Below are 21,846 nucleotides of genomic sequence, written 5' to 3' on the forward strand. Positions count from 1 at the left end.
CTCAGACCTACTTAGATTCTCAAACTTACTTAAAATCTTAAGCAAATTAAAACACTCATCTCAGAACATAACAAGAGTATAAACCGAAAAAATCTACATTACAATAGGTAAATTCTCAATTGAAGCCCATAACAAGCACAATGAGACAGCCTCAGCCCATTACCTGTAAAATAGATTCATAAGTGATTTTTGAAGGTCTCCTTTCAATATGGTGATAAAAAAGAAAAATATCATATGGAAATAAGCTCTAGGTGACCATATAGCGGGCAGCAGTTAAGAAAATTACTTTATCATAGCAACTGAATATTTCATGTTATATCAATATTTACTAAAAAAAGTAAGTTAAAACAAATATAAAGTATATAAAATTATAAAAATCCATTGACAGAAGAGTAAAAGAGTTATATAGTAATAGTACAGAAACCGTTTTCCGCAGGAGGCAAATTGATGGTATCGATAAATGATGTGGCAAAAAGAGCCGGAGTAGCAAAATCAACGGTATCTAAAGTTTTAAACAATTATAGCCTTGTTAGTAATGAAACTAGATTAAAAGTCGAGAAGGCAGTAGAGGAGTTGGGATATGTTCCTAACTCAGTAGCAATTTCTCTGTCTAAGAAAGAATTTAATCGTGTGGGTTTAATTGTTGATATTCGCCACAATAGCCAATTTGTCGATGAAATCAGCATGCAATATCTGACTGGTGCTTTTGAAAAAGCGAAAGAGTATCACCTGGAAGTGGTAACCTTTTTCAGTTCACAGTTTGATGAAATGAATTACAAACAAGTAACAGCTTATCTTAAGTCTCAGAGAATTAATTGCTTGATTATATACAATTTATCAATAGAGAATAAGAATTTATATAAAATAATAGAGAAACAGGAATTTTTCTGTGTCTTAGTTGATTCACCGATTATAAACGACAGGACCTCCTCAGTGTCCATAGACCAATTCTCAGCCCAATATGATGTTGCTAAAAAGACTTTTGATGAGAATGAATACATCGATAAAGTTTTATATATAGCAGGCGGCGCAGGGGGATATATTACCAATCAAAGACTGGATGCCATGAAGAAGCTGAAAGACGAGTATGGTTTTGAATTGATTGTTAAGTACGGCGATTTTAACGAATACAAAGCCAGAGAAATTACCTTAAACCATGCCAGGAAAATAAATGCTATCGTATGTGCGTCTGATCTTATGGCCATTGGAGCTGTATTTGCACTTACAGAGCTGGATATATTCAGGCCGGTCAGCGGATTTGACGGAATAAGATTAATGGGTTACACCAAGATAGCCATGAATACAGTGAAGCAGAATTTTAATCTGAAATCCAAACAGGCATTTGACGAGTTAAAGAAATTATTAGACGGCGAAAAAGGCCAGCATACGGAAATACCTTATGAGGTATGCAGAATCGATTATATGGATGTCATTCAAAAATAAAGGGTAATATCTATATAATTTTTTCATAGCATTACGGAAACCGTTTTCTGTAGTTTGCATTGATGCCCGTCCGATAATCTGGAAGCTAATAATATAACCCGATTTGACTTTTGTATTGTAAGTGACAAAGGAGATTAGATGAAATTAGAAGCAGTTTACCATAGAACCTCAGATAATTACAGCTATCCGTTAAATGAAGAGGATCTTATTATTAATTTAAAAACAGGTCATGATATTGAGAGAGTTTATATCTATTACGGCGATCCCTTTGAAAATGGAATTCTCGGAGGAAACTGGAAGTGGAGCGGCGTAGAGGAAGAACTCATATATAAGAAAAATTTAACCCGCCACATTTGGTGGACCACAACAGTAAAGCCACAGTATAAAAGATGCAAATATTATTTCAAATTAGTCAGCGGCAGCCAATCTATCTACTATTTTGAAGATGGATTTTATACGGAAAATGAGATGAATCACCAGGGAAAAAGCCTGTCATACTTTACATTTCCATGGATGAATGCAATTGACATTAACACTACGCCTGACTGGGTAAATAACACAGTATGGTATCAGATATTCCCTGAGCGTTTTTGCAATGGGGATACAGGCAACGATCCGGAAGGTACAAAACCCTGGGGTTTTCACAGGGTCACCAATGAAGAGTTCTATGGCGGTGATTTACAGGGAATCATTGATCGTCTGGATTATTTGCAGGATTTAGGAATCAACGGAATATATCTAACCCCCATTTTTGAGGCAGGAAGCAGTCATAAGTACGACACAACAGATTATAGGAAGATCGATCCTCATTTTGGCGATGAAAAGGTATTAAAAAACCTTGTTGATAAGGCCCATGAAAAGGGAATCCGCATTATGCTGGATGGTGTATTTAACCATTGCGGTAAAAGCTTCGTACCATGGCTTGATGTATTAGAACATGGTCCTGAATCGAAATATTATAACTGGTTTATGATTAACAAATGGCCTTTTGATAAAGGCTTGCATAACACAAAGGACGGCTCCTTTTATTCCTTTGCGTTTACGCCCCGGATGCCTAAATTGAATACCAATAACCCAGAGGTTAATAAATATCTGCTGGATATCGTGGAATACTGGGTGAAAAATTACGATATAGACGGCTTAAGGCTTGATGTGGCCAATGAAGTGTCCCATAGATTTTGTAAGGAGCTAAGAAGTCTGACCAAAGCTATAAAACCGGATTTTTATTTATTAGGTGAGATTTGGCATGATGCCATGACCTGGCTTACAGGGGATGAATTTGATGCAGTTATGAATTACCCCCTTGCTACTTCCATAACAGATTTTTGGCTGTATCCTGAAAAAACCAGCTATGATTTTGAATGCAGCATCAATCATAATTTCACAATGTATATGCAGCAGACCAATAATGTTTTATTTAACTTATTAGATTCCCATGATACGAACCGTTTAATTGATAAAGTAAAGGATATCGACATCTTTTATCAGCAATTGGCGTTGTTATTTACCATGCCCGGCAGCCCGTGTATCTATTATGGGACAGAATTTGCAATGGAGGGCAGTTATGATCCTGATTGCAGAAGATGCATGCCTTGGGAAGAAATAGCTGCGGGATTGTTTGCGGAAAAAATTCAAAAAACAAAATCACTGATCAGTTTAAGAAAATCAAATAATGCTTTTAAAAGTAAACATTTTCATTTTATAGAAGATAAGAAGGATAAAAGAATTATACATTTTATAAAAACAGATGAGGATCACAAACAGGTGGAAGTGATTTTAAACTGCTCGGAGCAGGAACATAAAATTGAAAGAAAAGGTAATGAATTATTTAGTCTGCTGGCAGTAGATACTATATTAAAACCGAAAGGTGTTTATATACAGCAAATATAAAATTGACATACTCATCAGCGAGCTATTTTAAGGAGAATAAGTGTTATGAGAGAAGCGGGAATACTATTACCCATATCATCACTGCCGTCGAGTCATGGAATCGGTGATTTGGGGCAATATAGTTATGAATTGATTGATTTATTAAAACAGGCAGGGTTTCGCATATGGCAGATATTACCACTGAATCCTTTGGGTTATGGGAACTCACCTTACCAGCCATACTCTTCCTTTGCAGGTGATGAGATTTATATAAGTCTGGAGGAACTCTTCCGTGAAGGTCTGCTCAAGAAAAAAGCACCGAAGTTCGGGCAGAAAGCACAGACAGTTGATTATGAAAAAGTAAGAAGCTTTAAGGAAATCTACCTGAAACAGGCCTTTTTAAATTTCATTCCGGATGAGGACTATAAAATCTTTGCGGAACAGCCCTGGGTTTATTTATTTGGAGTCTTCCTTACCTTAAAAAAGAAAAATGATCTGAAATGCTGGAACGAATGGGATACGGAGCAAAAAGAATGGATAAAAACAAAGGAATTTGATGTTTCTGTCTATGAGGAAGATATCCGCTATGAAATGTTCGTACAGTACCAATTCTATAAACAGTGGATGAAAGTAAAGGCTTATGCAAATGAAAACGGCATCAGAATTATGGGTGATATTCCTTTTTATGTGGGAATAGACTCCCTGGATGTTTGGGCAAACCAGGAATGCTTTTTGCTGGGGGCAGATGGAAAGCCTTCATTTATCGCTGGTGTTCCGCCGGATTATTTCAGTGCCACAGGTCAAAGGTGGGGTAATCCAATCTATGACTGGGAGTATTTAAAAGAACAAAACTTTGAGTTTTGGTTAGATAGAATTGATTATAACAGTAAATTATTTGATATTATCCGAATTGATCATTTCCGTGCCTTTGACACCTATTGGAAAATCCCTTCCTCCTGTGAAACTGCCGTAGAAGGTGAGTGGTTAGAGGCTCCGGGATATGATGTGTTTAACCTTATTGCTAAAAAATACCCCCAGGTTGAAATTATTGCCGAGGATTTAGGTGATTTAAGAGAAGAAGTTCACGTCTTAAAAAATCATTTTGGGTTAAAGGGTATGAAGATTGTTCAGTTTACCTTTGACCCCAAGGAAAATAACAATAATTTCGAAGATGTGAAGAACATGGTTATTTATACAGGAAGCCATGATAATCAAACCATGAAAGGCTGGTATTTATCCCAGGATAAAAAAACCCAGTATGCTATTAGAAAAGCCTTGAAAAAGACAGGATATGAAGACCGGGTTATTTCTAAAAGATTTGTAAAGCTGACCCTTGACAGTATTGCAGACATGGCAATCTTACCAGTTCAGGATTTAATAAACCTGGGTGATGAAGCAAGAATTAATACACCGGGAACCTTAGGTTCACCAAACTGGGAATGGAAATTAAACAGTTTTAAAAGCCTTAAGAAAGAAATCAGCAGCTTAAAGGAATTAATACAGGCAAGTAACAGATAGACAGTAACAGAAAGCGGCGCAAGGAAGGAGTTAGAATGTTAGAAAAGATATTACAGAAAAGTTATGGCAAATCCATAGCAGAATGCAGCAATGAAGAAATATATTTCGGCCTATTAGAAATGTCAAAAGAAATGGCAAAAGAGAAATACACAGAGAAGGGCAAGAAGAAAATCTATTACATTTCAGCTGAATTTTTAATAGGTAAGTTATTATCCAATAATCTTATCAACTTAGGTATTTATGATGAAATCAGAGAATTATTAAAAGAGAATGGGAAATCCATAACAGAGGTGGAGAGTGTAGAACTGGAACCCTCCCTTGGAAATGGCGGACTTGGAAGATTGGCAGCATGTTTCATGGATTCCATTGCATCACTTGGACTTAACGGAGCAGGTATTGGATTAAATTATCATTTTGGCCTATTTAGACAGGTGTTTGAGGAAAATCTTCAAAAAGAAGAAAAGAATCCCTGGATAACAAATGACAGCTGGCTTGTAAAAAGTGATAAATCCTATACCGTACAGTTTAAGGATCTAACCGTAAAATCAAAGCTCTATGATATTGCAGTTACAGGATATGATAATCGCACGAACTGGCTTCATTTATTTGATATCGAGACAATTGATGAGTCTATTGTTAAGAGTGGTATTTCTTTTGAAAAAGAGGATATTGCCAAAAACCTTACCTTGTTCCTATACCCCGATGACAGTGATGAAAAGGGTGAGCTCTTAAGAATTTATCAGCAATACTTCATGGTAAGTAACGCAGCACAGATGATTTTGGAGGAGTGTGAGAAGAAGGGCAGTAATCTATATGACCTCTATGATTATGCAGTGATTCAGATTAATGATACACATCCTACAATGGTAATACCTGAGTTAATCCGTTTAATGGTATTAAGAGGTATTGATATGGATGAGGCAATTGAAATTGTATCTAAGACCTGCGCATATACAAATCACACCATCTTATCCGAAGCTTTAGAGAAATGGCCCATCAAATATTTAAAGAAAGTAGTTCCTCAGTTACTGCCAATTATAGAAGTTCTGGATAACAAGGTCAGAAGAAAATTTGAGGATCCCTCTGTTGCTATCATTGATAAAGATGACAGAGTCCATATGGCTCATATTGATATCCATTACGGATTCAGTGTAAATGGAGTTGCGGCCCTTCATACAGAGATCTTAAAGCAGAATGAGTTAAATAACTTTTATAGGATTTATCCTGAAAAGTTCAACAATAAAACCAATGGTATTACCTTCCGCAGATGGCTGATGCACTGTAATTATCCCCTTACAAAATATTTAACCGAGGTTATCGGTGATGGATTTAAAAGGGACGCGGATCAGTTAGAGAAACTTTTAGCCTTGAAAGAAGACAGCAAGGTACAGGCAACTTTATTACATATCAAACATGAGAATAAAGTAGCCTTGAAAGAACATTTATTAAAAACGCAGGGTATCGAAATTAATGAAAATTCCATCTTCGATATACAGATCAAGCGTTTACACGAGTATAAGAGACAACAGATGAATGCTTTATATATCATTCATAAATACCTTGAAATCAAGAAGGGCATACTACCTGTAACTCCAATTACACTGATATTCGGAGCCAAGGCAGCACCTGCTTATACCATAGCAAAAGACATTATCCACTTAATTCTATGTTTACAGGAATTAATTAATAATGATAAAGATGTCAGCCCTTATCTGAAGGTAGTTATGGTTGAAAATTATAATGTAACCTTAGCTGAAAAATTGATTCCTGCATGTGATATATCAGAGCAGATATCTTTAGCTTCCAAAGAGGCCAGCGGTACCGGTAATATGAAATTCATGTTAAACGGTGCAATAACACTGGGTACAATGGATGGTGCAAATGTTGAAATCGCTGAGCTTGTAGGGGAAGACAATATCTATATCTTTGGTGAATCCAGTGAGGAAGTAATCGCTCATTATGAAAACAGAGATTATATCTCCAAAGATTATTATGAAGCAGACGAAGAAATTCAGGAGATGGTTGACTTTATCGTAAGCAATACCTTGATAAAAATCGGTAAAAAAGAAAATCTGGAACGTTTGTACAAGGAAATTCTTAATAAAGACTGGTTCATGACTCTGCTAGACATTAAAGAGTATATAGCAAAAAAAGAAGAGATTATAGCTGATTACGAAGACAGAGAGAAGTGGGCAAAAATGATGATTGAAAACATCGGCAAGGCCGGATATTTCTCCTCTGACAGAACCATAGCAGAGTACAATGAAGATATATGGAAGGTATAAAATTTTTATTCAAAGCGAAATAAAATGTCAGGACATTTTATGGTAAGCAATGATATCCAGGGCATTTTATGATAGAAACTAATATGACGAGAGTCATATCAATTTATCAAATTTTAAGGAGAGGTAGATTTATGAAAAAGAAACTATTTGCATTACTATTGGCAACCACATTAGTAGCATCCTTAGCTGGTTGTGGTAAAAAAACTGAAACACCTACAAATCCAGGAACAGAAGCGACTAACACTCCTACTGCTACAGAAGCTCCTGCAGAAGTAGAAGATGTTACTTTGAAAGTATGGGCACCTGAAAATCAGATTAAAGATGGAACAATGGATTCCATGACAAAATCCTTCCAGGCCTTACACCCGGAATGGAATATAACTTTCACTGTTGAAACACAGGGTGAAGATACTTTAAAGGATGAAATCCTGAAAGATGTTTCTGCGGCTGGTGATGTTTTCTTCTTCGCAAATGACCAGTTAAACGAATTAATCAATGCCGGTGCAATTGCAAGACTTGGCGGTTCCACTGAAGAAATGGTTAAAACAACAATGTCTCAGGAAGTTGTAAATACAGTAACAAAAGATGACGCTATTTATGGTATTCCTTTTACACATAACACTTTCTTTATGTACTATGACAAATCTCTTTTAACAGCTGATGATATCAAATCTGTTGAAAGCATTATGGCGAAAGAAACAGCTGATAACGTTTACAATTTCTGCTTTGATTCAGCAGGCGGCTGGAAATTAGGTGCCTGGTATTATGGAGCTGGTTTAACAATCTATGGTGAAAGCCAAACAGATTTTGCTGCCGGTGCTAACTGGAACAACGAAACTGGAGTAGCTGTTACTAATTACTTAATCGACTTAATCAACAATCCCAAAACTGCATTTGCTGATGATGTTTCTCTTTCAGAATTAACAGCAGACCACAGAATTGGTGCTTGGTTTGACGGTTCCTGGAACTTCAATTTATACAAAGATGCTTTAGGTGATGATTTAGGAGTAGCTGTTATTCCTACTTTTAATCCAGACGGAAAAGATTATCAGTTAAAAGGTTTCTATGGTTCAAAAGCAATCGGTGTTAACTCACAATCTGCTTTCCCTGCTGTAGCAGTAGCATTCGCAGCATACCTTGGAAGCGAAGAAATGCAGGTTCAGCGTTTTGAAGAAACAGGTCAGGTTCCTACCAACCTTAAAGCTGGTGAATCCGAAGCTGTTCAGGCAGATGAAGTAGCTAAGGTTATCGTTGAAGAAGCAAATACTGCATCTGTAATGCAGCCTACTTCCGCAGAATTCAGTTCCAGATACTGGGCAAATGCCGGAGCAATTGCAACTGAAATTAAAAGCGGTGATTTAAATAAAGACAATGTAAAAGAGAAATTAGATACATTTGTTGGTACTTTAGCTGTTGAATAAAAAAGTGGAAGTAATAACAAGCTTTTATTAAAATATTGTATAAAGAGTTAAGCTATTATACCTAATTAATATCTGGGCAACTTGTGAATAATTGGTCCCTATTCATATAACAGTTGCCCGGATAAGTTTAGAGTATCAAAAGCCAGTTTACTATTAAGAATAGATATTCGCAGTACATAATAGGAGCTGACATAACTATAATTAATTTTTAAGATGGCTTTTGATGCCCTAAACCTGGTACTGCCTTGCATAAATTTCACTTAATACGGCACTGGCTGTTAACCTGATTTTGTGTTATCGGCAATGAGTACACCTCATTGCTCATTTGTCTCAGCGAAACATCAGGCACTGTTAATAAGTGGAGTTTATGGAAGGCAGTACACGAAATTAATTTTTGGGGAGGCTGTTAAAAACAGTTCTCCTTCTATCTATCTTAAGAAAAGGAGTTGGATTATGGCACACAAAAAGCAAAAAAAGTCAAAGATCTACGCACCCTTACGTGATGTCGGTTTTGGAACTGCTTTTACAAAAGGAAATGGAATTACGAAACTATCTGCACTTATCTTCGGTTTAGGTAATCTTCTTCATAAGCAGATTATACGCGGCTTAATTATGTTAGCCTTTGAACTTGCTTATATTTATTACATGGTAACCTTTGGTTTGAATTCCATCAGAGATTTTATTACATTAGGAACCAGAGTACAGGAAGAGGTCTTTAATGAAACGAAGCAGGTTTATGAATATGTAACCGGTGATAATTCCATGTTATGCCTATTATATGGTGTTGTAACCATATTTCTGACTCTTGGGTTTATTCTGTTTTTAGTCACTTCCGTAAAAAGTGCTTATATTACGCAGAAAAAGGTGGAAGCAGGCAAACCCGTTCCAAAGTTTAAAGATGATCTGAGTTCACTTTTAGAACAGAACCTGCACAAAACCTTATTATTTATACCAGTGACAGGTATTCTATGTTTTACAATTGTTCCAATCGTATTCATGATCTTAATAGCCTTTACGAACTATGACAGGAATCACCAGACACCCGGTAATTTATTTGACTGGGTAGGCTTCGACAACTTTATATCTATGTTTTCCGGAAACGGCGTGCTGGCAAATACATTCTGGCCGGTACTTGGCTGGACAATTGTATGGGCAATTTTTGCTACCTTTACCTGTTACATTTTAGGTATGCTGTTAGCAATCGTCATTAACCGCGAAGGTACAAGATTTAAAGGCTTTTGGAGATTTTTATTTGTATTATCAGTTGCAGTTCCTCAATTCGTATCCTTACTTACCATGAGAACAATCTTTAACACCAATGGTGCAGTAAATGCGATCCTTCGTGATGTTGGAATAATTGGTGCAAGCCAGTCTGTACCATTTTTTACAGACCCGACAATAGCTAAGATTACAATCATATGTATTAATATCTGGATTGGTGTTCCTTTTACCATGCTGACTACTACCGGTATTTTACAGAACATACCCAAAGATTTATATGAAGCCGCAAAAGTAGATGGTGCCAATGCATTTGTTACTTATTTTAAAATAACCATGCCATATATGTTATTTGTAACCACACCGACCCTGATTACATCCTTTGTTGGTAATATTAATAACTTTAATGTTATTTTCTTATTATCTGGTGGTGGTCCTGAATCCCTGGAATATTATTATGCGGGAAAAACAGATCTGTTAGTTACCTGGTTATACAAATTAACCATGACAAACAAAGACTACAATTTAGGTGCCGTAATAGGTATTATTGTGTTTATCATACTCGCAACATTATCCTTGTTAACCTACCGAAAAACAGGATCTTACAAAGATGAGGAGACTTTCCAATAATGAAAAAACAAAACACTTCTTCTATGAGAGTTAGAAAATTTATTACTAATTCCTTTGTTCATGTGATGTTAGCTGTTCTTGGTTTCATATGGGTTTTACCTATATTTTTTGTAATACTGACTTCCTTTCGTGCAGAAGGCGGAAGTTATAAGAGTTACGTTTTGCCAAGAGGTTATACGCTGGATAATTATATAAAATTATTTGATGGTTCAACCAGTCTGACTTTCGCTAATTGGTTTTTTAATACACTTATTGTCGCTATTGCTACCTGCCTTCTATCAGCGTTCTTTGTTTTGAGTGTATCATATGTAATGTCCAGATTGAGATTTAAAATGCGTAAAAAGATGATAAATATTGCCATGATTCTGGGAATGTTTCCGGGCTTTATGTCCATGTACGCAATTTACTATATCTTAAAAGGCTTTGGTATGTTAGAGGCCGGACCACTAAAATTAGTGGCGCTGGTCATGGTTTATTCCGGCGGTGCCGGTCTGGGATTTCTGGTGGCGAAAGGTTTCTTTGACACCATACCTAAGACGATTGATGAAGCGGCATTTATTGATGGTGCTACGAAATGGGATGTGTTCCGTAAAATTACGATTCCGTTATCAAAGCCTATTATCGTTATCACTTTATTACAGTCCTTTATGTCTCCCTGGGTGGATTATATCTTCGCAAAGGTAATCCTTGGACAGGACAGAAAATATTATACAATAGCCATTGGATTATGGACTATGCTTGAGAAAGAATTTGTGGAATATTACTATACACAGTTCTTTGCTGGCTGTGTACTTATTTCTATACCAATTTCAATTCTTTTCTTAATCCTGCAGAGATTCTATGTTGAAGGAGTATCTGGTGCGGTAAAGGGTTAAGGCAAGCTTTATCAAAGGGATGTTCAGTTCACTTTGAAATCTATATAAAAGAAGTACTGGAATCTTTCGTTTCAGTACTTCTTTTTATATAAAATTTGATTGAAACGACAAAAGCTATAAATTATTGTCAGTTAAAGAGAGGGAGCCTGTATGAAGAAAAAAATAATAGTATTAATAAGTTATCTGGTATTGATGCTTGTTTTGGTTGGTTGTAATAAGGCCGAGACGGACAAAGCGAAGCCGGAGGTTGTGAAGGAAGAAGATACCGGTACGGATGCAAAGGAAGAAAAAGATAATGGGGGAACCGATGTAAGCAGTAAAACGGCAGCTGAAGTACCTTATAAATATGTTCAGGAGTTAAACATAATTGATGATAATTACCGGAATTTTTATGAAATCTTCGTTTATAGCTTTTATGACAGTGATGGTGATGGTATTGGAGATATAAAGGGTATTATATCAAAATTAGATTATATCAATGATGGGGATAATACTACAGATTCAGATCTGGGTTTTAACGGAATCTGGTTAATGCCCATTATGCCCTCTACTACTTATCATAAATATGACGTGACAGACTACTATAATATTGATCCTCAGTACGGAACGTTAGAGGACTTTAAGGAGCTTATAAAAGAATGTAAAGCTCGTGATATCAAATTAATTATAGACCTGGTGTTTAATCATACCTCTGCAAAGCATCCCTGGTTTACACAGGCTGTACAATATCTGGAGAGTTTAAAAGACGGCGAAGAACCTGATCTTAAGGTATGCCCCTATGTTGGCTATTATAATTTCACAAAAGAAAACAATGGAAGCAGTTCCTATTATAAGGCGGGGAACTCGGACTGGTATTATGAAGGTGTCTTCTGGGATCAGATGCCAGACTTAAATTTAAGAAATGAACAAGTCAGAAAAGAAATTGAAGATATCGCAAAGTTTTGGTTAGACCTTGGTGTGGACGGTTTCCGGCTGGATGCCGCCAAGGAATTCTATTCAGGCGAGAAGCAACGTAATGTGGATGTTTTAAAATGGTTTACGGATTATGTAAAGAGTGTAAAAGAAGATGCTTATATAGTGGCTGAGGTATGGGAAGAAGAGGCTGCCATCAGTACTTATTACGAAAGCGGCATTCCCAGTTTGTTTAACTTTCCCCTGTCTCAGCATAATGGACTCATAACTTCCACGGTCCGAAAATTAGGGACTTCAACTGCTAAAAGCTTTGCAAAGTCTTTGGTAAGCCTATATGAAAAATATAGTGAAGGAAATAAAGAATTTATAGATGCGCCATTTATAAGTAATCACGATACCACAAGAATTTCTGCCCAATGTGTAAACAACGAAGACCAGATGAAAATGGCAGCAGGTATGTTGCTCACCATGAATGGCAGCCCATATGTATATTATGGGGAAGAGATCGGTATGAACAGCATGGGCAGCAAGGATGAAAATAAACGATTGCCAATGCAATGGTCTGCAACGGATACAACAGGAATACCGGAGGCACCAGAAGCTGCAGAGAAAGTAACGCAGAAATTCCCTCCTGCAGACGAACAAAGGAAGGACCCTTTATCCATATATAATTATTACAAGAGAGCTGTTAGAATTCGAAATGAGAATCCTGAGCTTGCAAGGGGGGAGGTCAGCGTAATTGAAGAGCTTGGCAGTACAGATATATGTGCTTTTAAGAAAGTGTATGAAGGCAGTGAAATAGTGATACTGTATAACATAAGTAATGAGGGAAAGACAGTAGCTATAGGTGATGCAGGCCTTGCTGGTCTTAATATCAGAGGATATTTATCTGTGGATGGAAGTGAAGTTACACTGGCTGATAATATCGTTACCATGCCAAAGTATTCTATCGTTATACTAAAATAAATACTTATAAATATACCCTAAAAGTACAGCACAATTTTTCATAAGATATTTATTATGAAATGATACGGAGTTATCAGGAGGATGGAATGAAATTTATATACGGTAAAAATGATTGGAAAACCTTAGAGAGAGGCCAGGAGAATTGTTATCTGATAACAAACGGGTTAGGTGGGTACTCCTCTTTAACAGCCATTGGTTCTAATGCTCGTAATGACCATGCATTGTTAATGGCATGCACCATAGCTCCCAATCACAGATATCATCTGGTTACAAGGCTGGATGAGCAGCTTGAAATTGGAGAAGAAGGTAAAATAGAGTTATCCAGTCAGACATATGTTAATCAAGCGAAAGACCAGACTGGGTTTAAATATCTGAATCAGTTTTCCTTTGAGCATTATCCTACCTGGACATATCAGGTAGATGCAGTTGAAATAAAAAAGTCAGCGGTAATGGCTTATGGGGAAAATACAATCGGTATTCGCTATTTCATTACTAACAGTGGCAGTAAAAACGTTAAATTAAGCCTTACACCTATGCTCCAATTTGTTCAAAAGGGTGAAATCCTGAATAAGAATCAGAGCTTTACCTTAAAAGAGAATGAAATTTATAGCAATGGAATCACTCTCAAATATACTACCAATGGTAAGGTGAGCAGCTATGGTACAGAATATATCAGTGATCTGTATTATGGCTATGATGCAAGGGATGGCAGAGATGCAATTGGCGTAACCGCCCATAATCATAATATTTCCATGATAGTGAGTGGAAATGAAGAGAAGGTTCTTGATTTAATATATAGCCTGGAAAATACGAACCATTCCATAGACGAATTAATTCATGCAGAGACTGCAAGGCAAAACAGTCTGGTAGAGCAAGCTCAGATGAAAGACGAGTTAGGGAAACAGCTGGTAAAAAGTGCTGATCAATATCTGGTAGACCGGGCATCTACCAAGGGTAAAACCCTCATGGCAGGTTATCCTTTCTTTGCTGACTGGGGACGGGATACCATGATATCTATGGTGGGATGCTGTATTTCTACTAAACGGTTTGAGGAAGCCAAGAGCATTTTCCGAACCTTTATGTTATACAGTAAAAATGGTTTAATGCCAAATATGTTTCCGGAAGGCGGAAATGATCCCTTATATAATACGGTGGATGCGTCTCTCTTATTTATTGGTGCTGTATATGAGTACTATCAGGAGAGCGGTGATCTTGACTTTGTAAAAGAAGCATACCCTGTTATGGAAGACATCATAAAGTGGTATAAACAAGGTACGGATTATCATATAAAGATGGATACGGATGGACTGATTATGGCAGGCAGTGGCTTGGAACAAGTAACCTGGATGGATGTACGTTTTGGTGAAATTCTGCCTACCCCAAGGCATGGTAAACCTGTTGAAATCAATGCCTATTGGTATAATGACTTAAGGATTATGGGTGTTTTTGCTAGACTTTTAGAGAAGGAAGACAGACCGTATGAGGAACTTGCCGAACTGGTAAGCAGGAGTTTTACGGAACAGTTCTGGAATAAGGATGAGAATTGCCTGAAAGATCTTGTATCAGGTGAAGCAGCGGATTATCAAATACGTTGTAATCAGATATGGGCCGTATCACAGCCCTTTTCTATCTTGGAGAAGGAGAAGGAGAAACAGGTAGTAAATAAAGTCTATGAAACCCTTTATACTCCTTATGGGTTAAGAAGCTTAAGCAAATATGATAAGGACTTTAAACCGGTTTACGGTGGGTCGCATTTTAACAGGGATATGGCTTATCATCAGGGTACAGTTTGGGCATTTCCTCTGGGAGCATATTACCTGGCCTATCTAAAAGTAAATGAGTATAGCGACAGTTCGGTGACAAGAGTAAGAGAGCAGCTGGAGGTCTTAGAGCCTTGTATGAGAGAGGGCTGTGTCGGACAAATAGCTGAAATCTATGATGGTTTAAACCCCACGATTTCACAGGGGTGTTTTGCACAAGCTTGGAGTGTAAGTGAACTTTTAAGAGTCTTTGCCAAACTTGAAAGATGTAAATAAAAAACTATAAATAGAAAGCTGTCAGTTGTAGAGAATATAAGAATAATTACAGGGAATTTATGAAGACTCTTTCACTTTTTACTTCCGTATAAGGGGAAACAAGTATGGCATAAAAAGTTGTCTTATATGCCCAAAATAAAAGAATAACTATAAATAATATAAATCGAAACAGTATGAGGAATTCAGCATGAATAAAAAATGGTGGCACAGTTCAGTTGTTTATCAAATATATCCAAGAAGCTTCTATGATACCAATGGTGATGGAATAGGAGATTTACAAGGTATCATAGAAAAATTGGACTATTTATCTGATTTGGGAATTGATGTTATATGGTTAAGCCCTGTGTTTAAATCCCCCAATGATGATAACGGCTATGATATCAGTGATTATGAGGATATCATGGAGGACTTCGGCACACTTTCGGATATGGAAAGGCTGCTGGAGGAAGGAAATAAAAGAAATATCAAGATTCTTATGGATCTGGTGGCGAATCATACCTCTGATGAGCATAAATGGTTTATAGAGTCAAAGAAATCAAAGGATAATGCCTACAGAGACTATTATGTATGGAGAGATGCAGTAGCTGGTGGTGTCCCTAACGATTTAGGGTCCATCTTCTCCGGAAGTGCGTGGGAATGGGATGAGTCCACGAAGCAATATTATTTACATTTATTCAGTAAAAAGCAACCGGACTTAAATTGGGAGAATCCCAAGGTAAGACAAGAACTATATAGCTTTATGAATTTCTGGATTGATAAAGGAATTGGCGGTTTCCGTATGGATGTAATTGACCTTATCGGAAAGATTCCTGATGAGAAAATCACCGGAAATGGGCCAAAGCTCCATGAGTATATTCGTGAAATGAATGAGAATACCTTTGGAAATAAAGACCTGTTAACAGTAGGAGAATGCTGGGGAGCCACCCCTGAGATTGCCAAGATGTACTCGAATCCTGAGAATAAGGAATTGAGTATGGTATTCCAATTTGAGCATATTGGACTTGATCAGCAGCCCGGTAGGGATAAGTGGGATCTGAAACCTCTTGAATTAACAGACTTAAAAAAGGTATTTCATAAGTGGCAGACCTGCTTTGATAAGGACGGCTGGAACAGTTTGTTCTGGAATAATCACGACCTGCCAAGAATTGTTTCCAGATGGGGAAATGATAAAGAAGGCAGAGTTGAGAGTGCGAAAATGCTTGCAACCTTACTGCATGGTCTTTCCGGAACTCCCTACATCTTTCAGGGGGAAGAGCTGGGTATGACGAATATCAGATTTACGGATATCCAGGATTATAAAGATATTGAGACCTTGAATATGTATAAAGACCGTATAGCAAAAGGGTATTCTCATGAAGAAATCATGGAGTCTGTTTATGCAAAAGGCAGGGATAATGCCAGAACGCCTATGCAGTGGACAGAGGAAGAAAACGGCGGATTTACAACAGGCACGCCATGGATTGCGGTAAATCCTAATTACAGCCTGGTGAATGCCTCCGCTCAGGTAAATGATCCTAAATCAATCTATCATCATTACAAGAAACTGATCAGGCTTAGAAAAGATAACGAAGTGATTGTATATGGAGATTTCCTGATGCTGTTGCCGGAGGATACGAATATCTTTGCATATGCCAGAACTCTGAACGAGGATAAAATAGTAGTTTTGTGCAACTTTTATGGTGAAGAAACAGACTATCAGCTGCCAAAAGAGTATGAATACACCGGTGAAATTTTAATATCCAATTATGAGGACACTGTCAGTAATAAATTACGACCCTACGAAGCTCTTATGTATAAGGTGATATAGGGAAAGGCAATCAGATGGCTGCAGACAGCTATTCCAGGATTTCATGATATTTCACAATATGAAAAGGCGCTTAAAACAGGCAGAAGTAAGGCTGCATTAAATTAAAAGAAAGCCTGCAGCCCTTATCTATGTGAATACGGAAGTCCTGGGATTACCTTACACAGATTTCTCTTAAATTTGTATCTGATCTCTGCTTTGATTCTGTGCAGGTGTCAATCAGTGCAGCAAATATACAATAAATATCCACCACATTTTCACTCAGGGTTGGGCGTTATCAGGTACAGGTATTAAGTGTATTTTACAAAACGGCACGGAGGTATGTTTGAAAATTAAACTGCACCGCGCTGAATACCCTGAATTATTTATAATTAAGGTGCAAAAAAACAGCGAGCCTCTAAGTTGCGCGCTGTTGTGTAATGTTTATCTTAGATTTTCTCTTAGGTTCTTAAATTGCGGAGCAGTCATCCTCCAGCAACTTTGCTTGTTTTAGAAGAAATTTATACCTTTTTTGAACAGCATTTACTTCATAAATATAGCAGTCAATTAAATCGGGATCTACCACATTCTCAAAATTGGAATAAGCTGATTCCAGAGCAAGCTTTGTTTTTTGGATTTCATACAGCAAGGCTTCATTGTTCTGCCTTTTTCTTTTTGCAAACAGTTTCATACATGCTCCATTCCGCCTGACTAAGGCTTATACAAGAAATAGGTTATTTATAGTATAGTCTGCTAATTACCAGAATATACTACATTATATAGAAAAAATTGTTAATTGGGAGAAAGGGATTGCATGGAAACGAAATGGTATTTTCTTGGAGCAATATTACTGGTATGTGTGTTTCTGCTGATTGTAGGATTTTTAAAGCAGCGATTTGATCTTATAGTAAACTTTATACTAAGAATTTGTGTGGGCTTATTAGGAATATATTTACTGAATACAATACTGGCCAGCAGTCATATTTCTTTGGGTGTAGGTACCAACAGCCTGAATGCTCTGGTAGTAGGAGTACTTGGATTGCCTGGTTTTCTAATGGTATATGGAGTAGCAGCCTATTTTTATTTTACATAAGGGATTTTAATAGTTCGTGCTTTTATAACCAAACAGACCTGAGACGGCTTTCATATACTTAGCTCTGGACTGGTATCTATAACTGTTAGTCTTCATACATTATCAATTGTTTATAAGTAAAAACCAACAAAAATATTTAGTAAAGTTATGTAATATAATGAAATTACAGATTAATGATATTCTTTGTTGACAAAATAATACATACTGGTGTAATATGGGAACATCTTACATAGCAAAGAGGTGAACCTATCGATTATAGATTTCTTTGCATTTTCTTGCTTCTTTTAGCAGCAGTAAAAGAAGATCTTAAGTCTTACAAGATACCAAACCGCCTGATAGCAGCAGGTTTAGTAGTAAGCCTGGTCCTCTTATCTTTTGAGCAGGGGTGGACAAGTATCCTTGGATGGATTCCGGGAGTACTTTTACCTGTGATAATCCTTTTTCCATTGTTTATGATAAGGGCTTTAGGAGCCGGAGATATTAAACTCTATTCAGTTATTGGCGGATTCTATGGAATTACGTTCTGTATTCAATCAATTTTATTTTCATTTCTTGCAGCAGCCATATTTTCTCTATTTCATATTATTCCAAATAAACAATTCCACAACAAATTTAAGTTACTGATAAACTATATGCAGCGGATATACTGGAGCAGCCGGTTTAAGGAGAAAGAAGAAGACTGGTATCGTTATTTCAACAGGGATGATGATAAGAGTAAAGTTGGAGTACATTTTTCAGTGTATATATTGATGGGTGTTACTATTAGCTTAGGAATTAAGAAGCTGTATCCGGAGTTTTCTCTGAAATCATTGCTGTTATAGAAATTGTACAGTTAATTCTGTCAAGTCTTTTGTAATACCATATATTTCAGTTTGCAGCTCAAAGGGAGGAAAATTGTTTAAAACACTGGCTATCTACGATAAGGACGGAGAGTATGCGGCACACCTGTCCGAGTACATAAAGAGCAAGGCTCGGGGATTCTTCCAGATAAGATTATTTACCGAAGAGAATGCATTAAAGGAATTCCTAAAAGAGGAAGTTGCAGATATTCTATTATGGGGAGAAGTGTCGGAGAATATTGACTTAAGTATTGGAAATTATAGGTGTTTGGTTATCCTGACACAAACACCGGATTCCATTATACCCCCAGGCTGTACCTCTATATACAAATATCAGCCTGGAGAAGCGATTCTAAATGGATTAAAGGAGCTGCTACCGGAGGAATCAGGTGATTTAAGAAAAAGGGAAGGTAAAAAGGAGCTTATCACGGTATTTTCTCTTAATAACGCACACTTTAGCAGGGGGTTCGGCCTGGATTTGTGGAAAGAGAAGGCTAGGTTAAAGAATACTTTATTTTTTATGCTGGATCCGTTTAACGGAGTAAAAGAATTGGAAACCAGAGAGAATGAAAGCGGACTTTCAGAATTCATCTATTATCTTAAGCAGAACACTCAGAGCATGAATAAAAAACTTATAAACCTGATACAGAAAAAAGGTGAACTTCATTTTATGAAAGGAGCAGCCTTTGGAACAGATCTTTATGAAATTACACCGGAGGATATGGAGAACTGGCTTCAGTTAATCTATCAATCAGAATATGATACCATTATATTCGAGACAGGTATATTTTCACCGGCTGTTATTAAGCTTCTTAAGGCTAGTACAAAGATTTATTTATCTGCTGAAGAAGGCGGATATGGGGAGGAGCAATTAAACAGTTTTCTTTCCCAGCTTAAGTGGGCGGGTTATGAGGATGTTCTTACTCAAATCTCTGTGGTAAGAATAGGGAAGGAAAGCAGCTTCTTAGGATTGGAGGCAGAGAATTGTTAAAACAGGAGATCATAGATGAAGTCAGAAGCCGTATAGATCTTACAAAGGATATCGAAGATGAAGAAATTCTGGATACAGTAGACGAGCTGCTTCTGCAAAAGGGAAAGGAGAACTTCTTAAGTCTTAGGGAAAAGAAGAATTTAAGGAATGATATCTTTAACTCTATCAGGAGACTGGATATCCTGCAGGAATTAATTGAAGATAATCAGATAACGGAAATTATGATAAACGGCTATAACAATATATTCATAGAAAAGGCAGGAAGGGTTTACCCCATTGAGAAACACTTCGATTCAGAGAAAAAACTGGAAGATATAATTCAGCAGATTGTTGCCAAGACAAACCGCATCGTTAACGAGGCAAACCCAATAGTGGATACCCGTCTGATGGATGGTTCCAGGGTTAATATCGTTCTTCCTCCGGTATCTCTTACCGGACCAGCTATAACCATCCGAAAGTTTCCCCACAAACCAATTACCATGGAACACCTGATACAGATTGGGTCTATAACCAGAGAAGCCTCTGACTTTTTAAAGAATCTGGTACAGGCAGGTTACAACATATTCATAAGCGGAGGTACAGGTTCCGGTAAGACAACTTTCTTAAATGTCCTGTCTAATTATATACCTTCCGATGAGCGGGTCATTACCATAGAGGATTCCGCAGAACTTCAGATAAAGAACATTCCAAATCTCGTGAGTCTTGAGGTAAGAAATGCAAATGTAGAAGGTAAAAATGAGGTCAGCATCAGGCAACTGATAAAAGCAAGCTTACGTATGAGACCAAGCAGAATTATCCTTGGAGAAGTCAGAGACGGAGCTGCGCTGGATTTGCTGCAGGCCATGAACAGCGGACATGATGGTTCACTATCCACAGGACATGCTAATTCTACAGGAGATATGCTAAAACGGTTGGAGACCCTGGTACTTATGGGAGCAGATATTCCGCTTATGGCAGTAAGACAGCAGGTGGCTTCAGCCATAGATATACTAATTCATCTTGGAAGGCTTAGGGATAAATCCAGAAAAGTCCTGGAGATTACAGAAGTTCGAGGTATAGAGGAAGGGGAAATAAAGCTTAACAGACTTTATTCTTTTATGGAAACCGGTGAGGATGGGAAAGGAAGAGTATTAGGAGCCCTGAAAGCGACAGGGGCTTTGCTGGAGCATAGGGATAAACTGATAGCTGCCGGTTTTATGAAACGGGAGGTAGGGTTTGATCGAAAATTATGATATCTATCATTATAGTAAACAGGAAATTTTTCTACTAATTCTTAAAGGTACTGCCTTTTGTATAATCTTTGGAGTTTTATTCTATAACAGCTTTTTAGGGGTACTCCTATTACTCTTCTTTCTTCCGGTATATATAAAAAGAGAAAAAATGAAATATATAAAAAAGCGCAAATGGCAGTTAAATATTGAGTTCGGTGATGGGCTGTCAGGGTTAAGCGCAGCGTTAAATGCCGGTTATTCAGTGGAAAATGCTTTTTACCAGGCAATTTCAGACTTGAAGCAGATATATGGGGAAGAGTCCCTTATAATAAACGAATTCAGAACCATATTAAAAAAACTAAAAGTGAATCAGAACCTGGAAGATATTCTGAATGATTTAGGGGAACGAAGCAGAGTGGAGGATATTAAGAATTTTTCAGAGGTCTTCCAGACAGCTAAACGCACAGGTGGTGATATAATCCGGGTTATACGATCTACGGAGAAAACAATCAGGGATAAACTAGAGGTGGAGAGGGAAATTCAGACAATGATTACCGGAAAGCGATTGGAATCACGTATCATGAATATAATGCCCTGCGGTATTATTGGATATCTTCGGCTCTCCTCTCCTCATTTTCTAGACCCTCTCTATGGTAATATTATGGGGGTGATTGTTATGACGGCAATGTTAATCTGCTATTATGCGGTTACGCAGTTAACTAATAAATTAATAGATATTAAAGTATAAGGAAGCGG

The 21,846-nt window shown here is 37.2% G+C and carries 16 protein-coding genes; 15 read left to right on the top strand and 1 reads right to left on the bottom strand.

What is annotated here, in order from left to right:
• The first annotated feature begins 447 nt into the window (after positions 1–447).
• From BR73_RS0102270 to BR73_RS0102315, 10 genes are all read left to right on the top strand, one after another.
• Positions 448–1,443, top strand: coding sequence for a LacI family DNA-binding transcriptional regulator (locus tag BR73_RS0102270; RefSeq protein WP_033164226.1), 996 nt, complete (start codon positions 448–450; stop codon positions 1,441–1,443).
• Positions 1,444–1,581: 138 nt separating this feature from the next.
• Entirely contained in the window at positions 1,582–3,333 is a 1,752-nt protein-coding gene (locus tag BR73_RS0102275; protein ID WP_033164227.1) for a glycoside hydrolase family 13 protein, read from the top strand.
• A gap of 45 nt (positions 3,334–3,378) precedes the next feature.
• Positions 3,379–4,830: a 4-alpha-glucanotransferase gene (gene malQ / locus BR73_RS0102280; RefSeq protein WP_033164228.1), complete on the top strand. Its 1,452-nt coding sequence runs from the start codon at positions 3,379–3,381 to the stop codon at positions 4,828–4,830.
• Between the two features lie 35 nt (positions 4,831–4,865).
• Positions 4,866–7,115, top strand: coding sequence for a glycogen/starch/alpha-glucan phosphorylase (locus BR73_RS0102285; RefSeq protein ID WP_033164229.1), 2,250 nt, complete (start codon positions 4,866–4,868; stop codon positions 7,113–7,115).
• Positions 7,116–7,246: 131 nt separating this feature from the next.
• Positions 7,247–8,536, top strand: a complete 1,290-nt coding sequence (locus tag BR73_RS0102290; protein ID WP_033164230.1) for an extracellular solute-binding protein — start codon at positions 7,247–7,249, stop codon at positions 8,534–8,536.
• A gap of 453 nt (positions 8,537–8,989) precedes the next feature.
• Positions 8,990–10,384, top strand: coding sequence for a sugar ABC transporter permease (locus BR73_RS0102295; protein WP_033164231.1), 1,395 nt, complete (start codon positions 8,990–8,992; stop codon positions 10,382–10,384).
• Positions 10,384–11,259, top strand: a complete 876-nt coding sequence (locus BR73_RS0102300; RefSeq protein WP_033164232.1) for an ABC transporter permease subunit — start codon at positions 10,384–10,386, stop codon at positions 11,257–11,259. The genes BR73_RS0102295 and BR73_RS0102300 overlap by 1 nt, the downstream gene beginning before the upstream one ends.
• Positions 11,260–11,409: 150 nt before the next feature.
• Complete coding sequence (locus BR73_RS0102305) at positions 11,410–13,137, top strand: alpha-amylase family glycosyl hydrolase (RefSeq protein WP_033164233.1); 1,728 nt, start codon at positions 11,410–11,412, stop codon at positions 13,135–13,137.
• A gap of 86 nt (positions 13,138–13,223) precedes the next feature.
• Positions 13,224–15,173: an amylo-alpha-1,6-glucosidase gene (locus BR73_RS0102310; protein WP_033164234.1), complete on the top strand. Its 1,950-nt coding sequence runs from the start codon at positions 13,224–13,226 to the stop codon at positions 15,171–15,173.
• A 187-nt stretch (positions 15,174–15,360) separates the two neighbouring features.
• Complete coding sequence (locus BR73_RS0102315; RefSeq protein WP_033164235.1) at positions 15,361–16,980, top strand: alpha-glucosidase; 1,620 nt, start codon at positions 15,361–15,363, stop codon at positions 16,978–16,980.
• Between the two features lie 445 nt (positions 16,981–17,425).
• Here BR73_RS0102315 and BR73_RS0102320 read toward each other — a convergent pair whose 3' ends face one another.
• Positions 17,426–17,647: a YaaL family protein gene (locus BR73_RS0102320; protein WP_033164236.1), complete on the bottom strand. Its 222-nt coding sequence runs from the start codon at positions 17,645–17,647 to the stop codon at positions 17,426–17,428.
• Positions 17,648–17,770: 123 nt separating this feature from the next.
• Here BR73_RS0102320 and BR73_RS0102325 point away from each other — a divergent pair, with 123 nt between their 5' ends.
• The 5 genes from BR73_RS0102325 (at position 17,771) to BR73_RS0102345 (ending at position 21,838) form a co-directional block, all read left to right on the top strand.
• The gene (locus tag BR73_RS0102325) at positions 17,771–18,049 is read left to right on the top strand and encodes a pro-sigmaK processing inhibitor BofA family protein (RefSeq protein ID WP_051684913.1); all 279 of its coding nucleotides are present in this window, start codon (positions 17,771–17,773) and stop codon (positions 18,047–18,049) included.
• A gap of 275 nt (positions 18,050–18,324) precedes the next feature.
• The gene (locus tag BR73_RS27035) at positions 18,325–18,870 is read left to right on the top strand and encodes a prepilin peptidase (protein WP_051684914.1); all 546 of its coding nucleotides are present in this window, start codon (positions 18,325–18,327) and stop codon (positions 18,868–18,870) included.
• Positions 18,871–18,943: 73 nt separating this feature from the next.
• Positions 18,944–19,879 (top strand): hypothetical protein, encoded by a 936-nt coding sequence (locus BR73_RS0102335; RefSeq protein ID WP_033164237.1) that lies wholly within the window; start codon positions 18,944–18,946, stop codon positions 19,877–19,879.
• Complete coding sequence (locus BR73_RS0102340; RefSeq protein ID WP_081848507.1) at positions 19,873–21,111, top strand: CpaF family protein; 1,239 nt, start codon at positions 19,873–19,875, stop codon at positions 21,109–21,111. Before BR73_RS0102335 ends, BR73_RS0102340 begins: the two co-directional genes overlap by 7 nt.
• Before the next feature lie 148 nt (positions 21,112–21,259).
• On the top strand, positions 21,260–21,838 hold the full coding sequence (locus BR73_RS0102345; protein WP_156034571.1) for a type II secretion system F family protein: 579 nt from the start codon (positions 21,260–21,262) through the stop codon (positions 21,836–21,838).
• Positions 21,839–21,846: the final 8 nt, after the last annotated feature.

Origin of the sequence: Clostridium sp. KNHs205 (genome assembly GCF_000702945.1) — a bacterium.
In the GTDB taxonomy this organism is placed as follows: domain Bacteria; phylum Bacillota; class Clostridia; order Lachnospirales; family Lachnospiraceae; genus Anaerocolumna.

Excerpts from the sequence above, each read along its gene's own strand:
- BR73_RS0102270 (WP_033164226.1), top strand. The coding sequence starts at position 448 with ATGGTATCGATAAATGATGTGGCAAAAAGAGCCGGAGTAGCAAAATCA.
- BR73_RS0102275 (WP_033164227.1), top strand. The coding sequence starts at position 1,582 with ATGAAATTAGAAGCAGTTTACCATAGAACCTCAGATAATTACAGCTAT.
- malQ (WP_033164228.1), top strand. The coding sequence starts at position 3,379 with ATGAGAGAAGCGGGAATACTATTACCCATATCATCACTGCCGTCGAGT.
- BR73_RS0102285 (WP_033164229.1), top strand. The coding sequence starts at position 4,866 with ATGTTAGAAAAGATATTACAGAAAAGTTATGGCAAATCCATAGCAGAA.
- BR73_RS0102290 (WP_033164230.1), top strand. The coding sequence starts at position 7,247 with ATGAAAAAGAAACTATTTGCATTACTATTGGCAACCACATTAGTAGCA.
- BR73_RS0102295 (WP_033164231.1), top strand. The coding sequence starts at position 8,990 with ATGGCACACAAAAAGCAAAAAAAGTCAAAGATCTACGCACCCTTACGT.
- BR73_RS0102300 (WP_033164232.1), top strand. The coding sequence starts at position 10,384 with ATGAAAAAACAAAACACTTCTTCTATGAGAGTTAGAAAATTTATTACT.
- BR73_RS0102305 (WP_033164233.1), top strand. The coding sequence starts at position 11,410 with ATGAAGAAAAAAATAATAGTATTAATAAGTTATCTGGTATTGATGCTT.
- BR73_RS0102310 (WP_033164234.1), top strand. The coding sequence starts at position 13,224 with ATGAAATTTATATACGGTAAAAATGATTGGAAAACCTTAGAGAGAGGC.
- BR73_RS0102315 (WP_033164235.1), top strand. The coding sequence starts at position 15,361 with ATGAATAAAAAATGGTGGCACAGTTCAGTTGTTTATCAAATATATCCA.
- BR73_RS0102320 (WP_033164236.1), bottom strand. The coding sequence starts at position 17,647 with ATGAAACTGTTTGCAAAAAGAAAAAGGCAGAACAATGAAGCCTTGCTG.
- BR73_RS0102325 (WP_051684913.1), top strand. The coding sequence starts at position 17,771 with ATGGAAACGAAATGGTATTTTCTTGGAGCAATATTACTGGTATGTGTG.
- BR73_RS0102345 (WP_156034571.1), top strand. The coding sequence starts at position 21,260 with ATGAAATATATAAAAAAGCGCAAATGGCAGTTAAATATTGAGTTCGGT.